Raw genomic sequence first — 13,812 nt, forward strand, 5'->3', positions numbered from 1 at the left:
ATAAAACGCTTTACTCTTTTTTTGATAAGATAGAAACAAGACAGTACATGTTCATGTGAAGGTAGGTGACATCGTGGGAAAAATCATAGCAATTACGAACCAAAAAGGCGGAGTCGGGAAGACGACGACTTCTGTTAATCTGGGGGCTTGCTTGGCTTACATAGGTAAAAGGGTTCTTCTTGTTGATATTGATCCGCAGGGCAATGCAACGAGCGGATTAGGGATTGAAAAAGCCGATGTGGATCATTGTGTGTACGACATTTTAGTAGATGATGCAGATGTTACAGATATTATTAAACCGACTTCAGTAGAGAACTTAGATGTCATTCCGGCCACGATCCAGCTTGCGGGAGCGGAAATCGAATTGGTTCCGACGATCTCACGGGAGGTCAGGCTGAAAAGAGCATTAGAATCAGTGAAACAAAATTACGATTACATGATTATTGATTGTCCTCCGTCTCTCGGGTTATTAACGATTAATGCGCTTACTGCTTCAGATTCAGTCGTTATCCCGGTTCAGTGCGAATACTACGCTCTTGAAGGATTGAGTCAATTATTAAATACAGTTCGGCTTGTGCAAAAACATTTAAATACCGACTTAATGATAGAAGGAGTGCTTCTGACGATGCTTGATGCCAGAACGAATCTCGGCATTCAAGTGATAGAGGAGGTAAAGAAATACTTTAGAGATAAAGTGTATCAAACCATTATCCCTCGCAATGTCCGTTTAAGTGAGGCGCCGAGTCACGGCAAGCCGATCATATTATACGATCCGCGTTCGAGAGGTGCGGAAGTATATTTAGATTTAGCAAAGGAAGTGGCAGCGAATGGCTAAAGGCGGGCTCGGAAAAGGGATTAACGCGTTGTTTAATCAGGTTGATTTGTCTGAAGAGACAGTGGAAGAGATTAAAATCAGTGATTTGCGCCCCAATCCTTATCAGCCAAGAAAACAATTTGACGATGAGTCATTAGCTGAACTGAAGGAATCCATCATTCAGCATGGCATTCTTCAGCCCATTATCGTGAGAAAATCATTGAAGGGCTATGATATTGTAGCCGGCGAACGCCGTTACCGCGCCGCAAAACTTGCCGGTAAAGAGACAGTGCCGGCTATCGTGCGGGATTTATCTGAATCGCTGATGCGGGAAATCGCTCTTTTGGAAAACCTTCAGCGTGAAGACTTATCACCGCTTGAAGAAGCTCTGGCATATGACTCACTGCTGAAGCATTTGGATTTAACCCAGGAACAGCTCGCTAAACGGCTCGGGAAAAGCAGGCCTCATATTGCCAACCATTTAAGACTGCTGACGCTGCCGGAAAGCATCCAGAACCTCATTGCAGAAGGTACGTTATCCATGGGACACGGCAGAACCTTGCTTGGTTTGAAAAATAAAAACAAGCTTGAACCGCTTGTGAAGAAAGTGGTTGAAGAACAGCTGAACGTCCGTCAGCTTGAGCAGCTGATTCAGCAGTTAAACAACAATGTTCCACGTGAAACAAAGAAAAAAGAACCTGTTCAAGATGTTGTGTTAAAAGAGCGGGAATCGTATTTGCAAAATTACTTCGGAACAACAGTAAATATTAAGAGACAAAAGAAAAAAGGGAAGATTGAGATTGAGTTTTTCTCAAATGAAGATCTTGAACGTATCCTGGAACTATTGTCTGAAAGAGAAGCGTAAAAACCATCTTTTTTTAAAAAGATGGTTTTTTATATACGTCTTGTCAGCTTATGAAACGGACTGAGCCGTTCCTGCCGGCCTTCTGATTTATCTGTCAGCTGTAACCCCTCTGCTAAAACATTTGCCATGCTCATAACAAGATGAAGCCTCGTATTCTGCAGGACAAAATACTCCATAAACCCGCTGACATTGACGATTCCATTGATATGGACGTCACCAATTTCAGGAAGGTCTTTTTGAACACCTGCTCCGGGCTTCAGCGGCCCATCGCCGATTTGAAATGAGCCTACGCTTTTGACGCGGCCTAAACAAGCATCAACCGCTATAATAAACGGATTTTTATGTAGATGTTGAATATCTTTCAGCTTGTCTTTCATATTGACGGCGTGAACAGGATCTGACAGCGTGCCGTAAACGTGCAATCTGCCTAAATTCATTTTTTCTAACTTTGTTCCTACGAGCGGACCTAATGAATCTCCGGTCGACCGATCTGTACCGATACACACGGTGACTAACGGTCTGCCGGCTGCTTTACGTAAAGATGAAGTAAGGATCGCTTGTATTTGATTCGCAGCAGAAGAATCCGTATGAGATACATATTGTTTTGCCCGTTCTTGAGAAAAAAGCCCGCCTTTTCGATTCATAAGGTTCACTTCCTTGTCATGTCATACGAGTATTACATTGTTGTTTTTGGTGATGTAGGTTGTTTACAGTATATCCAGCGCTGCCTTTTTTTATGCTTATGTCATGATCAGCATGCCGGTTGTTTGAAAAGAGCGGGATAGAAAAAAGAACTCAGAGCAGTTATTCTTTAAGTTCATGAAAGAAATAAGACCATTTGATCTACATTACATATTGCTGATGATCTAATTTCAGCGCTCTTTTTTCTGTAGAAAAGAGGGTAAATCCTAACTGAGCGTAGAGTTTTTTTGCGGGTTCATTTGTTGAGTAACAGAGAGATAGAGCTGTCTGTGTCTTTCATCTTTTTTGCTGCCTGGCTGATGGCTTCCGTCAGTAACGCTTTTCCTGCGCCTGACCTTCGATGTTTGGGGGAAATATACATAGAACCGATAACCGCAATGTGTCTTAGTTTAAACAGCGAATGCTTGGAGATCTTGAGGATTCCTATCAGTCTGTCTTTTTCAAAGGCGCCAAGCACGATGGCATTACCGGATTCAAGCCTCGCGTCCGGGTGATCTTTTGAAGCTTTGAGCCTGATATCGGTGTAAGGCTTGGTATCATTTGCGGTTAAACGCCTGATGTACATGATTTGAGCTCCTTATATAAATAAAATTTTCTGAATAGTCAATCGTCGTTATCATACCATATTTGTCCCATTTGTATGAATGATTGCCGCTGTCACTCAATATAGTAGCAATATGCGGAGATGATCAGAAATTTTATGAGGTGATGAGGGTGTGGAGAGCCGGGATGAAGTGGATGCTGCTCATATTAAGCAGCCAGATTGGGGCCGGGTATGCGAGCGGGCAGGAAATATGGCAGTTTTTCGGTGTCGAAAGCGGACTGGCTATTGTATTGTTTACAGTCATGTTTACGATTTCGGCTTATATTGTGTTGAAGATCAGCTATCGGGTTCAATCAACGCACTTTTTACCTGTGCTTGAGCATCTGATGGGGCCGGCTCTTGCTAAAGTCTATGATGTGCTTATTATGTTTTATTTGTTTTCAATGACGATGGTTATGATTGCCGGCGGCGGTGTGACGCTGCAAATGTACAAGCTGCCGTTTTGGATCGGTATTTTTCTTCTTTGCATTGTGACCGTCGGTTTATTCTTTTGGGATATAAAAGGAATATTATCTCTGAATAGTATTTTGATACCGATTCTTGTAGCGGGGCTGTTATATGCATTGGTCTTTTTTCAGACAACCCATCATTACACGTGGACGATAGATTTGACCCGCCAGTATAATTGGCCGGCAAGCATTACCTTCACGTCCTTAAACATCCTTTCTGTTGTCGCTGTTCTTTCTTCAATCGGGAAAGATATGAAGGGACTGGGAGAAGCGAAAATCGCAAGCGTTGCAAGCGGGCTGATTTTCGGTGTGATTTCATTTGTTTACAATGAAACGCTTGTGCAGCTTTCAGGCAGTCTTACACAATATGAGATGCCTCTTTTCGCCGTCCTTGAAGGCGCTCCTTATCCGTTATTTCTTTGTATGGCCGCCGTGCTTTTTTTAGCCATCTATACGACAACCGTGACCGGTCTGTTCGGGCTTTCCAGCCGCATGCTTGCATTTGTGAAATTGCCGAGATGGACGCTCGTAGCTCTTCTTTTAGCTGTGATGGTGCCTTTTACGACAATCGGTTTTTCAGATTTGATCGCGATTTTATATCCCATTTACGGGCTTTTAAGTCTTTATTTGCTGGTATGTCTTCTTCTTTACCCTATTTTAGGGAGATGGAAAAAAGTATAATGCTCATTTTGAGTGCGGCCGTTGCTCTTATCCTGTCTTTTTTTGTACAATAAATAAAGCAGTCTATGGAGAGAGGTGAAGGGTCTTGGCGGATAAAGACTTTGGCCTGAATGATATTGTTGAAATGAAGAAACCGCATCCTTGCGGTGAAAACAGGTGGAAAATCATTCGGATGGGAATGGATATTCGGATCAAATGCACGGGTTGTTCCCACAGTGTCATGATTCCGAGAAGAGATTTTGAGAGAAAGCTGAAAAAAGTACTCGTCAAGCATGAGGAGCCTACATCATAAGGGCTGGCGCTCATGCTTTTTCATATAGAGGAGAGGAAGAGGCCAGATGAGCAAAGTGCATCAGTCAGCGTGCCCGCTGAATTGCTGGGACAGCTGCGGCTTTTTGGTGACAGTTGAGGATGGAAAGGTGACGAAAGTAGACGGAGACCCGAATCATCCCATTACGGAAGGAAAAATTTGCGGCCGGGGCAGAATGCTGGAGACGAAAACGAATGCGCCGGATCGGCTTCGTTTTCCTTTGAAAAAGAAAGACGGTGAATTTGTCCGCATTTCCTGGGAGCAGGCGTTAGATGAAATCGCTGAAAAAATGGCGGTGATTAAGGAGACGTTGGGCACTGCCGCAGTGCTGCACAGTCATGATTACGCCAATAACGGTCTTTTGAAGGCGCTCGACCAGCGTTTTTTCAATGGATACGGCGGTGTAACGGAGATTGCGGGCAGTATTTGCTGGGGTTCCGGCATTGAAGCGCAGCGCTGGGATTTCGGGCGTTCTTACGGACATGGACCGCTTGATATTTATCACAGCAAGCATGTGATCGTATGGGGCAGAAATGTGTCCCGGACGAATATGCACCTCTATCACCATCTGCAGCAGGTGAAGAAAAAAGAAGCGACACTGACGGTCATTGATCCTATTTTTAACCCGACTGCAAAGCTTGCCGATCGGTATATATCCGTCAAACCCGGCATGGATGGCTGGCTTGCGGCGGGTGTTTTAAAAATATTATGCCAAACCGGCAGAACCGATTCCGATTTCATTCAAAGGCATTCGGTCGGTTTTGAAGAAATAGAAAAGCTTCTGAAGACGATTTCTTTTGAGGAGATCATTGAGAAAACAGAAACGTCTTTAGAAGTGCTTGAATATCTTGCTGATTTATATGCTGACGGTCCCGCCTCCACTTTTATGGGTCTTGGGATGCAGAGATATAAAAACGGGGGCGGGACGATACGGTGGATTGACGCTTTAGCTGCGGCGAGCGGAAATGTCGGTATTAAAGGCGGCGGCGCAAACTTCGGAAATGTGCAAGTCGGTGAAAGCTTTGCAAAGGCCGAGCTCACCCGTCCTGATCTGAAGAAAAGTTCGAGAACGTTTTCGATGATGACTCAAGCTGAAGAGGCGCTGAATGCAGCCGATCCGCCGATTGAGATGATCATCGTGACGTGCGGCAATCCGCTGACACAGGTGCCGAATACAAAAAAAGTGAAGGAAGCGTTTGAAAAAACACCGGTCACAGTGGCCATTGATTCGGTCATGACCGATACGGCGAAGCTCTGTGACTATGTGCTGCCGACGGCCGTTGTTTTCGAAGAGGAAGATATTTATTATTCCAGCATGTATCATCACTATGTTCAATATGGCAAGAAGCTTGCGGAACCGCAGGGAGAGGCAAAATCAGACCGCTGGATCTGGACGGAACTCGCAAAGCGTCTCGGATTCGGGGAGCTGTTTGATTACAGTACGGAAGATTTCTTAAAAATGGGGCTCTCTTCTTTGGAGAAAGAAGGAATCACCCTTGAGCAATTAAAGGAAAAAGGACATATGCCGCTTCCGGTCAAACAGGTTCCGTGGAGTGATTTTCAATTTTTAACCCCGAGCGGAAAATTTGAATTCGTCTCGTCACTGGCAGAAGAGAAAGGATACAGCGGCCTCCCTCAATTGGAGGTGCCGGAGGAGTCTGTTTATCATGACGCCGGGCTTGCCGGGAAATACCCGTATACGCTGCTGTCCATTCACCCGCAGCGCTCCAATCATTCACAGCACGTGCCGTTTATTGAAAAGCTTCAGCAGATTCAGGTGGATCTGTCGCCGGATATCGCCGAGGAGCTTTCACTTCAAGACGGAGATACGGCAGAGGTATACAATGACCGCGGCAGTCTGCGCGGCAGGGTGAAAATCATGAAGCAGGCTCACCCGAAGACGGTGAATATAGATGAAGGCATGTGGGCGGCATTCGGAGGCTCCGTCAACATGCTCACAAAGGATTCAAATTCCGATAATGGAATGGGAAGTACGCTTTTTGACTGTCTGGTAGCGGTTAAAAAAGGATAATCTAAGGAGTGAGAGGGCGGGAAATGCTTTTTTCTCAGCTTGTCTTTTCCTATGAACCTCCTTATAATTGCTCTAGGTTTACAATACGTTTATACGATGATGGTTTGATATAGAGGAGATGAAAGAATGGCTTTAACTGCTGGAATTGTCGGTTTGCCGAATGTCGGAAAATCGACGTTATTTAATGCAATTACCCAGGCTGGTGCCGAATCAGCCAACTACCCGTTCTGTACAATTGATCCGAACGTGGGAATCGTGGAAGTGCCGGATGAACGTCTGCAAAAGCTGACTGAATTGGTGAACCCGAAAAAAACGGTGCCGACTGCGTTTGAATTCACTGATATCGCGGGGATCGTAAAAGGCGCATCTAAAGGTGAAGGACTCGGAAATAAGTTTCTTTCTCATATCCGTCAGGTAGATGCGATCTGCCACGTTGTACGCGCATTCGCTGATGACAATATTACGCACGTGTCAGGGAAAGTCGATCCGATTGACGATATTGAAACGATCAACCTTGAATTGATTCTTGCCGACATGGAGACAGTCGAAAAACGCATCACGCGTGTAAGCAAGCTTGCGAAGCAAAAAGACAAAGAAGCGGTTTTTGAATTTGACATTCTGTCTAAATTAAAAGAAGCTTTCGAACAAGAAAAGCCTGCCCGTTCCGTTGAATTTACGGAAGAACAGCAAAAGCTTGTGAAGCAGCTTCATTTGCTTACGTCAAAACCCGTGCTTTATGTAGCAAATGTAAGCGAGGATGAAGTGGCTGATCCTTCAGATAATGAATATGTTGCGAAAATCCGGGAGTACGCCGCGGGTGAAAACGCCGAGGTTATCGTCGTCTGCGCGAAAATTGAATCTGAAATTGCTGAATTGGAAGGCGAAGAAAAGCAAATGTTCCTTGAGGAGCTCGGCATCGAAGAGTCAGGTCTTGATCAGCTGATTAAAGCGTCATACTCTCTTCTCGGTCTTGCGACATACTTTACGGCGGGCGAACAGGAAGTGCGCGCATGGACATTCAGAAAAGGCATGAAAGCTCCTGAGTGTGCGGGTATCATCCACACTGACTTTGAACGCGGCTTTATCCGCGCTGAAACGGTTGCTTATGAAGACCTTTTGGCAGGCGGCGGAATGTCCGGAGCGAAAGAAGCCGGAAAAGTGCGTCTGGAAGGTAAGGAATATGTAGTCCAAGACGGAGATGTCATTCATTTCCGATTTAATGTATAGGACACAGTTGTAAAGGGACAAGAGCTTTGGTATAATATAAACTTGTGAGTAATAGAATTATTGCTCCTTGCCCATTATAGGGCCGCTTAGACCAAAAGGAGGTGCAAACAGATGAAAAAGTACGAAGTTATGTACATTATCCGTCCGAACATTGACGAAGAGTCAAAGAAGGCAGTTATCGAGCGTTTCAACAACGTATTGACTTCTAACGGAGCGGAGATCACTGGAACAAAAGATTGGGGTAAACGTCGTCTTGCTTACGAAATCAACGATTTCCGTGACGGTTTCTACCAAATCTTAAACGTTCAGTCTGAAGCTGCAGCGGTTGCTGAATTCGACCGTTTAGCTAAGATCAGTGACGATATCATTCGCCACATCGTTGTTAAAGAAGAAGAATAAGCAATTTGAAATATATAATGTTAAAAGGTGGTCTTTCATATGCTTAACCGAGTTGTATTAGTCGGAAGACTGACAAAAGACCCAGAGCTTCGTTATACGCCAAGCGGTGCGGCTGTCGCCACGTTTACTCTTGCTGTGAATCGTACATTCACGAACCAGTCCGGAGAACGTGAAGCCGATTTCATTAATTGTGTCACTTGGAGAAGACAAGCCGAAAACGTTGCAAACTTTCTTAAAAAAGGAAGCCTTGCCGGCGTAGACGGCCGACTCCAGACAAGAAATTATGAAAACCAGCAGGGACAGCGTGTCTTCGTGACAGAAGTCCAAGCTGAAAGTGTTCAATTTCTTGAGCCTAAAAACAGCGGCGGTTCTGGATCAGGCGGATACAACGAAGGAAACAGCGGCGGAGGCCAATACTTTGGCGGAGGCCAAAATGATAATCCGTTCGGCGGAAATCAGAACAACCAGAGACGAAATCAAGGGAACAGCTTTAATGATGATCCATTTGCCAACGACGGCAAGCCGATTGACATCTCGGATGATGATCTTCCGTTCTAATAGATTATCGCTATATTCATAACGAGAAAGGTGGGAAATGACAATGGCAGGAGGACGCAGAGGCGGTCGTGCGAAACGCCGTAAGGTTTGTTACTTCACTTCTAACGGCATTACGCACATCGATTACAAAGATGTAGATCTTCTTAGAAAGTTTGTTTCTGAGCGTGGTAAAATCTTACCTCGCCGTGTAACTGGAACAAACGCGAAATACCAACGTAAATTGACTATCGCGATCAAACGCGCACGTCAAATGGCTTTACTTCCATACGTAACTGGCGAGTAAGCCGAAAAAAGAGCAAGAGCCTGCGGGCTCCTGCTCTTTTTTTATATCAGTCCCCCTCCATCCTGCCGAAATGTTTCACATGAAACATGGAAGTGCTCCTGACACCTATCTTTGTTATCTTGCTCCTCTATTCAAAAACGCGTACTTATGCAATGAATTTGTTTATACTGAAAAACAGGGGGTGGCTGAGATGGAGACAGACAGAAATATCCTGACTGATGAAAAGTGGAGCGCAATCATACGCAATGATGCTTCTTATGACGGAGTATTTTATTATGCAGTAAAAACGACGGGGATTTTCTGCCGGCCTTCTTGTAAATCGAGAGTTCCGAATAAAGAAAACGTGCTGGTGTTTGATACGGCTGATGCAGCGCTCGAGAGACATTTTCGTCCCTGTAAAAGGTGCCGGCCGAACGGTCTTCGTCTTCCTGATGAAGAATGGATTGCTCAAATCATTGAATACATTGAACGCCATTATCACGAATCCCTGACTCTGAGTGTACTGGCCGAAATGTGTCACGGCAGCCCCTATCATTTACAGCGGACATTTAAAAAAATCAGGGGAATGTCCCCGATTGCGTATATACAGAAAATAAGATTGTCGAAGGCGGAACACCTTTTAAAGCATACTGATATGACAGTCATGGAGATCGCTCTGACTGTCGGAATTCCAAACACAGCGCATTTCGCGACCCTTTTTAAAAAGGGAACCGGGAGTTCGCCCACAGAATACAGAAAAACGGCCAAAATGGGACAGGGAGGTTCAATATGAGTAAAGAGCCTATGATCTATTGGACACTCTTCACACGGAATGATTGGAGCCTGTATACAGCCGCCACATCTAAGGGGCTTTGCTTTATAGGGTCAAATCATGGAAGCTTTGAAGAGCTTGAGCAGTGGGCAAAAAAAGCAATACCGCAATACCGATTGGCACGTAATGATGAAAAGCTGGCGTCTTACACGGCAGAGCTGTCCGAGTACATTGAAAATGGCAGATCAGCTTTTTCAGTGCCGGTGGATCTTTACGGGACAGAATTTCAGCTTGCTGTATGGAAAGCGCTTATGGACATACCGTACGGCGAGACATACTCCTATTCGGATATAGCAGAAATGATTCAGAAACCGGCGGCCGTAAGAGCCGTGGGCGCCGCGATTGGAAAAAATCCGGTATTGATTACGGTTCCGTGCCATCGCGTCATCGGGAAAAACGGGAAACTGACCGGATTCAGAGGCGGTTTAGAAATGAAAAAGCAGCTGCTGGCATTAGAGGGCGGAAACATTGAAACACTGGAATACCGGCTGAGCCGGACAGGAGGGAACACATGAAACTGATTTCTTGGAATGTAAACGGCTTGCGTGCCGTGATGAAAAAGATAGATATCAATACTTACGTTCAGGAAACGGAAGCCGATATTCTATGTCTGCAAGAAACAAAAGTACAGGACGGACAAGTATCATTACAGCCTGAAGGATATCACGCCTATTGGAACTATGCGGTGAAAAAAGGCTACTCAGGCACGGCTGTTTTTTCGAAAGAAAAGCCGCTGCACGTGTTCTATGGACTGGGGATTGACGACCATGATCAAGAAGGACGGGTGATCACGCTTGAATTTGAGCATGTGTTTGTCGTCAACTGTTATACGCCTAATGCCAAACGCGGATTAGAGCGAATTGATTACCGTCTTCAATGGGAAGCCGATTTTAAGGATTATCTGCAGAAGCTTGACCGGAAGAAGCCCGTGATATTATGCGGCGATCTGAATGTCGCACACAGGGAGATAGACTTAAAAAATCCGAAAGCCAACCGGAAGAACGCCGGTTTCTCGGATCAGGAGCGGGAAGCGTTCAGCGCCCTGCTGAACGCCGGATTTACCGACTCATTCCGCTATTTATATCCTGATCGGGAAGGCGCCTATTCCTGGTGGTCTTACAGGACGAACGCACGTGAGAAAAACATCGGCTGGCGGCTTGATTACGTTATTGTTTCAGACAGACTGAAGCAGCGGATCAGCGAAGCGGCCATTTGTGCCGATATCATGGGTTCTGACCATTGCCCTGTTGAAATGACAGTGGATTTATGATGAGATAGCAGTAAGAGAAATCCACTCTTGCTGCTTTTTTATCACCGAAAATGGAGGAGCACATGGCAAATATAAAAGAGATTGCGAAACTGGCGAATGTGTCGGTGGCCACCGTATCACGCGTATTAAACCGACACCCGTACGTATCTGAGGAGAAAAGGCGTCTTGTGAATCAAGTGATGAAGGAGCTGGATTATACCCCTAATCGAACCGCCATTGATCTGATTCGCGGAAAGACCAATACAATCGGCGTGATTTTGCCGTACAGCGACCATCCCTGCTTTGACAAAATTGTAAACGGTATCACGAAGGAAGCGTTTGCCCATGATTACGTGACAACCCTTCTCCCCACCAACTATGACCCCGCTATAGAGATGACCTATTTCGAACTGCTGAAAATGAAAAAGATTGACGGACTGATTGTCACGTCCCGTGCGAATGAATGGGAAACCGCCGTGCCTTACCTGGAATACGGTCCCATTGTCGCTTGTGAATATACACAGCATCAAGAGATTCCCTGCGCTTATAATGACAGGCAGGCAGCATACAGAGAAAGCTTTTTGTATTTGAAGAACCGCGGGCATCAAGACGTTGCTTTTACATGTGTGCGGGAAGCGGAAAAAAGCCCGAGTACGGCCGACAAGGTAACCGCATATAAGGCGGTTTTCGGCTCTCTTGATGAAACCCGCATTCTGGTCGGATGCCATGATATGGACGACGGAAAGCGGGCGGGTGAGCACTTCTGGGGTTTCGACAAGGCGCCGACGGCCGTTTATGCGCACAGTGATGATGTGGCTGCCGGCTTGTACCAGTTTGCGAAAGAACAGAAATGGGACGCGGAGATCATCGGCGAGGGAAATCTGAGCGTCAGCCGGGCATTAAATATTCCATCCCTGGAACTTCATTTGGAACGGGTCGGAAAGGAAGCATTTTTGCTGTTTTTTCACGAAGAAACGGCTAAAAAACAAATTATGCATCAATTTCAGCGGAAAAAGTCTTGAGCTGAAATGGGTTTCATGCTTTATAACTAGATTGAGAAAAAAAGGGAGGCGGACATATGCGAATTGAACATGCAGCGATATGGGTGAAAGATTTAGAACGGATGAAAGAATTTTATGAGACATACTTCGGCGCCAAGGCCAATGACCTTTATCATAATGAGAAAAAAGATTTCAAATCGTATTTTCTTTCATTTGACTCTGGATGCAGGCTGGAACTTATGAAAAAAGGCGGCATTGATGAAGCTCCGGCACAGAATATGACCGGATGGGCGCATCTCGCATTTTCTACAGGCAGCAAGGAGCGGGTGAATGAATTGACGGAGACGTTTAAAAACGATGGATTTCAGGTCGTAAGCGGCCCGCGCGTGACGGGTGACGGATATTATGAGAGCGTGATAGAGGATTGGGAAGGCAATTTGATAGAAATCACAGTGTAAACAGTGCGGAGTGAGTCCGCACTGTTTTTTTGATTAAATTTGCTGAGCATTTGTTTTCGGGCCGAAGAGGATTAACAAAACGGAACATAGAAGCCAGCAGCCGCCGATGAACAAAAAGACGCTGATGTAGCCGAGCTTAACGGCAATAAATCCGACGAGCAGGGAGCCGAATATATTGGAAAAACGGCCGAGCCCGTACGCCAGCCCGCTCCCGGCCGAGCGATATTCCGTAGGATACGGCTCCGATGTATATGCGTATAAGTTTGAGGTGAAAATCCGTTCCGTGACGTTGACGACAAATCCAAACACAATAATCATGATGGGAATAAACGTCATGCCGTATAACAGTCCGGCAATGGCAGTCAGAAAAGCGCTTGCGGCCAGAATCCATTTCCTTTGGAACGTCTCGGATATCATGGAACCGAGCAATGCGCCAAGCGGCGCGCCGACAGAGTGAAGCACATTGTACCACAGCGTTTTTTCCATGGTGATGCCGTTGCTTTTCAGCAGGCTGGGCACCCATGAAGCAAAGCCGTAAAAGCCAAAGGTTTCAAGAATCCATACCGCTGACAGGATGATGGTGATCTTTAAATTCCTGCCCTGAAACAGCCCTAAGTAGCCTGCGTGCTTCACTGTATGTACTTCAGCCGCCTCTTTTGGCGCGGGAAGCGGGCCTTTTTCTTTCTCTATACGTGCTTCAAGACGGTTCATAATGGTGTTTGCCTGATCATATGCGCCCCGATTTTCGTGCCAGCGCGGCGATTCCTCAAGCCGGCGGATAAAAAAGAAATAAATGAGACCGGCCGCCCCCCATACGAATACGAGCCGCCACCCCCATGAGCCTAAAGGAATGACAAAAGCGGAAACAACGTTTGTGACGGGAACGCCGATCAGTCCGATCATGGCGCAAAGGGAGATGTATTTTCCCCGTACGGAGGATGGAAAAAATTCCGCCAAATAGCTGTTCGTCACAATCATGGCGGCCGCGACGCCGAGCCCGGTCAAGAAGCGGAAAATCATTAAGGACGGAATGTCCCATGCCAGCGCATTCAGAAAAGATGAGATCGAAAAGACAAGGACAAAACAATTCAGCGCTTTTTTCCTGCCGATCCGATCGGACAGCCTTCCGCCGATGGACGCGCCTAAAAACATGCCCAGGAAGGATGCGGCCGTAATGTCGGCAATGGTGGACAGCTTCACGCCCCAATGCTCAATCAGCGCCGGAGCCACGTTGCTGAGCGTAAACAGATCAGCGAGATCGAAAAAATAGATGATTCCGAGAGCGGTTAATACTTGATAGTGCACACGCGAAATGGGGAGACGGTCTAATCGGTTCGCTACATTTGAGAATGTCTGATGTTTCATAAAA

17 protein-coding genes are annotated in these 13,812 nt (G+C 45.9%); 14 read left to right on the top strand and 3 right to left on the bottom strand.

Going from position 1 to position 13,812, the window contains the following annotated elements; genetic code table 11:
• The first annotated feature begins 73 nt into the window (after nucleotides 1-73).
• Entirely contained in the window at nucleotides 74-835 is a 762-nt protein-coding gene (gene soj / locus OVA33_RS04550) for a sporulation initiation inhibitor protein Soj (RefSeq protein ID WP_007409899.1), read from the top strand.
• Nucleotides 828-1,679: a ParB/RepB/Spo0J family partition protein gene (locus OVA33_RS04555; RefSeq protein ID WP_004392966.1), complete on the top strand. Its 852-nt coding sequence runs from the start codon at nucleotides 828-830 to the stop codon at nucleotides 1,677-1,679. Before soj ends, OVA33_RS04555 begins: the two co-directional genes overlap by 8 nt.
• Nucleotides 1,680-1,708: 29 nt before the next feature.
• Here the strand turns inward: OVA33_RS04555 and yyaC are convergent, their stop codons facing one another.
• Complete coding sequence (gene yyaC / locus OVA33_RS04560; RefSeq protein WP_004392969.1) at nucleotides 1,709-2,323, bottom strand: spore protease YyaC; 615 nt, start codon at nucleotides 2,321-2,323, stop codon at nucleotides 1,709-1,711.
• 293 nt (nucleotides 2,324-2,616) lie between these two features.
• Nucleotides 2,617-2,946 (bottom strand): GNAT family N-acetyltransferase, encoded by a 330-nt coding sequence (locus OVA33_RS04565; protein WP_223257575.1) that lies wholly within the window; start codon nucleotides 2,944-2,946, stop codon nucleotides 2,617-2,619.
• A gap of 143 nt (nucleotides 2,947-3,089) precedes the next feature.
• Here OVA33_RS04565 and OVA33_RS04570 point away from each other — a divergent pair, with 143 nt between their 5' ends.
• The 12 genes from OVA33_RS04570 to OVA33_RS04625 all read left to right on the top strand — a co-directional run bounded on the left by OVA33_RS04570 (nucleotide 3,090) and on the right by OVA33_RS04625 (nucleotide 12,443).
• Complete coding sequence (locus OVA33_RS04570; protein ID WP_099721928.1) at nucleotides 3,090-4,115, top strand: YkvI family membrane protein; 1,026 nt, start codon at nucleotides 3,090-3,092, stop codon at nucleotides 4,113-4,115.
• An 85-nt stretch (nucleotides 4,116-4,200) separates the two neighbouring features.
• A complete protein-coding gene (locus OVA33_RS04575; RefSeq protein WP_004392973.1) occupies nucleotides 4,201-4,407 on the top strand; it encodes a DUF951 domain-containing protein in 207 nt (68 codons plus the stop codon).
• A 46-nt stretch (nucleotides 4,408-4,453) separates the two neighbouring features.
• A complete protein-coding gene (locus OVA33_RS04580; RefSeq protein ID WP_128974166.1) occupies nucleotides 4,454-6,457 on the top strand; it encodes a molybdopterin-dependent oxidoreductase in 2,004 nt (667 codons plus the stop codon).
• Between the two features lie 126 nt (nucleotides 6,458-6,583).
• Entirely contained in the window at nucleotides 6,584-7,684 is a 1,101-nt protein-coding gene (gene ychF / locus OVA33_RS04585) for a redox-regulated ATPase YchF (RefSeq protein WP_004392975.1), read from the top strand.
• Between the two features lie 111 nt (nucleotides 7,685-7,795).
• A complete protein-coding gene (rpsF, locus tag OVA33_RS04590; RefSeq protein ID WP_004392977.1) occupies nucleotides 7,796-8,083 on the top strand; it encodes a 30S ribosomal protein S6 in 288 nt (95 codons plus the stop codon).
• A 39-nt stretch (nucleotides 8,084-8,122) separates the two neighbouring features.
• Complete coding sequence (ssbA, locus tag OVA33_RS04595) at nucleotides 8,123-8,641, top strand: single-stranded DNA-binding protein SsbA (RefSeq protein WP_004392979.1); 519 nt, start codon at nucleotides 8,123-8,125, stop codon at nucleotides 8,639-8,641.
• 43 nt (nucleotides 8,642-8,684) lie between these two features.
• Nucleotides 8,685-8,924 carry a 30S ribosomal protein S18 gene (gene rpsR / locus OVA33_RS04600; RefSeq protein ID WP_004392983.1) on the top strand — a complete coding sequence of 80 codons (240 nt, stop codon included), beginning with the start codon at nucleotides 8,685-8,687 and terminating at the stop codon, nucleotides 8,922-8,924.
• Between the two features lie 190 nt (nucleotides 8,925-9,114).
• Nucleotides 9,115-9,696 carry a bifunctional transcriptional activator/DNA repair enzyme AdaA gene (locus OVA33_RS04605; RefSeq protein WP_017418438.1) on the top strand — a complete coding sequence of 194 codons (582 nt, stop codon included), beginning with the start codon at nucleotides 9,115-9,117 and terminating at the stop codon, nucleotides 9,694-9,696.
• Nucleotides 9,693-10,250 (top strand): methylated-DNA--[protein]-cysteine S-methyltransferase, encoded by a 558-nt coding sequence (locus OVA33_RS04610; protein WP_017418439.1) that lies wholly within the window; start codon nucleotides 9,693-9,695, stop codon nucleotides 10,248-10,250. The genes OVA33_RS04605 and OVA33_RS04610 overlap by 4 nt, the downstream gene beginning before the upstream one ends.
• Nucleotides 10,247-11,005 (top strand): exodeoxyribonuclease III, encoded by a 759-nt coding sequence (gene xth, locus OVA33_RS04615; RefSeq protein ID WP_025650115.1) that lies wholly within the window; start codon nucleotides 10,247-10,249, stop codon nucleotides 11,003-11,005. The genes OVA33_RS04610 and xth overlap by 4 nt, the downstream gene beginning before the upstream one ends.
• A 62-nt stretch (nucleotides 11,006-11,067) precedes the next feature.
• Nucleotides 11,068-12,006, top strand: coding sequence for a LacI family DNA-binding transcriptional regulator (locus OVA33_RS04620; RefSeq protein ID WP_025650114.1), 939 nt, complete (start codon nucleotides 11,068-11,070; stop codon nucleotides 12,004-12,006).
• Between the two features lie 56 nt (nucleotides 12,007-12,062).
• Complete coding sequence (locus OVA33_RS04625) at nucleotides 12,063-12,443, top strand: VOC family protein (RefSeq protein ID WP_017418442.1); 381 nt, start codon at nucleotides 12,063-12,065, stop codon at nucleotides 12,441-12,443.
• A gap of 33 nt (nucleotides 12,444-12,476) precedes the next feature.
• On the opposite strand, the gene OVA33_RS04630 is transcribed toward OVA33_RS04625, so the two are convergent.
• Nucleotides 12,477-13,808 (bottom strand): MFS transporter, encoded by a 1,332-nt coding sequence (locus OVA33_RS04630; RefSeq protein ID WP_014419380.1) that lies wholly within the window; start codon nucleotides 13,806-13,808, stop codon nucleotides 12,477-12,479.
• Between the last annotated feature and the right edge of the window lie 4 nt (nucleotides 13,809-13,812).

This window comes from Bacillus sp. KICET-1 (genome assembly GCF_027721405.1).
GTDB lineage: Bacteria > Bacillota > Bacilli > Bacillales > Bacillaceae > Bacillus > Bacillus velezensis.

Coding starts and splice junctions, on each gene's coding strand:
- OVA33_RS04555 (WP_004392966.1), top strand. CDS start 828: ATGGCTAAAGGCGGGCTCGGAAAAGGGATTAACGCGTTGTTTAATCAG.
- yyaC (WP_004392969.1), bottom strand. CDS start 2,323: ATGAATCGAAAAGGCGGGCTTTTTTCTCAAGAACGGGCAAAACAATAT.
- OVA33_RS04565 (WP_223257575.1), bottom strand. CDS start 2,946: ATGTACATCAGGCGTTTAACCGCAAATGATACCAAGCCTTACACCGAT.
- OVA33_RS04570 (WP_099721928.1), top strand. CDS start 3,090: ATGAGGGTGTGGAGAGCCGGGATGAAGTGGATGCTGCTCATATTAAGC.
- OVA33_RS04580 (WP_128974166.1), top strand. CDS start 4,454: ATGAGCAAAGTGCATCAGTCAGCGTGCCCGCTGAATTGCTGGGACAGC.
- ychF (WP_004392975.1), top strand. CDS start 6,584: ATGGCTTTAACTGCTGGAATTGTCGGTTTGCCGAATGTCGGAAAATCG.
- rpsF (WP_004392977.1), top strand. CDS start 7,796: ATGAAAAAGTACGAAGTTATGTACATTATCCGTCCGAACATTGACGAA.
- ssbA (WP_004392979.1), top strand. CDS start 8,123: ATGCTTAACCGAGTTGTATTAGTCGGAAGACTGACAAAAGACCCAGAG.
- rpsR (WP_004392983.1), top strand. CDS start 8,685: ATGGCAGGAGGACGCAGAGGCGGTCGTGCGAAACGCCGTAAGGTTTGT.
- OVA33_RS04605 (WP_017418438.1), top strand. CDS start 9,115: ATGGAGACAGACAGAAATATCCTGACTGATGAAAAGTGGAGCGCAATC.
- OVA33_RS04610 (WP_017418439.1), top strand. CDS start 9,693: ATGAGTAAAGAGCCTATGATCTATTGGACACTCTTCACACGGAATGAT.
- xth (WP_025650115.1), top strand. CDS start 10,247: ATGAAACTGATTTCTTGGAATGTAAACGGCTTGCGTGCCGTGATGAAA.
- OVA33_RS04620 (WP_025650114.1), top strand. CDS start 11,068: ATGGCAAATATAAAAGAGATTGCGAAACTGGCGAATGTGTCGGTGGCC.
- OVA33_RS04625 (WP_017418442.1), top strand. CDS start 12,063: ATGCGAATTGAACATGCAGCGATATGGGTGAAAGATTTAGAACGGATG.
- OVA33_RS04630 (WP_014419380.1), bottom strand. CDS start 13,808: ATGAAACATCAGACATTCTCAAATGTAGCGAACCGATTAGACCGTCTC.